This is a genomic window from Pseudoalteromonas sp. S3776 (genome assembly GCF_005886915.1).
Lineage (GTDB): Bacteria > Pseudomonadota > Gammaproteobacteria > Enterobacterales > Alteromonadaceae > Pseudoalteromonas.
Genome location: NZ_PNCU01000242.1, coordinates 1 through 488, shown reverse-complemented (window position 1 = coordinate 488; position 488 = coordinate 1). Strand labels below are relative to the sequence as shown.

The 488-nt window shown below is 48.8% G+C and carries 1 protein-coding gene; it reads left to right on the top strand.

The genetic code is table 11. The features are described from left to right. Positions 1–488: hypothetical protein (locus tag CWC16_RS20170; RefSeq protein WP_212747481.1), on the top strand; the 488-nt coding region annotated here is incomplete at both ends.

Here is a 488-nt window from a genome sequence, read left to right as displayed (position 1 = left end):
CTTCAACCCAAAGCAGGGCTGGCGATCGGACTGAATACACAAGCCGTTTCCCGGATCAAATACAGTCCGGGCCAGGAACCTGTAACGAGCAACCCCAATGTCACTTCGGGAAATGATGCCTGGTCGGCAGTTTTATCGAAGATACAGCAGGGATTAGAGCTGCATGACAAATTCAGTAGAAGCACAAACCAGCGGAACGAAACCGGGTTGCTGTTACGCAGAAAAAAAAGACCTGACGAATGGGAAGAGGACAACACGTACAAAGAGAACGAGATCTCCCTATGGTTGATACTGGAGGATACCACTCAGAGTGACGATGAACTGAGTAAAGTGAGGGTGCAATATGAGGAACGAAGTCACGATGGTGTTCAGTTAAGGCCGGACATTGATTATTGCATTGGTAACACTACCCACAGCGAAGGCCTGGATGGTAGCCAGACAGACTCTGGTGAGTCAAACAGTGAAGATGACAGCTCCTCCAATGAAGA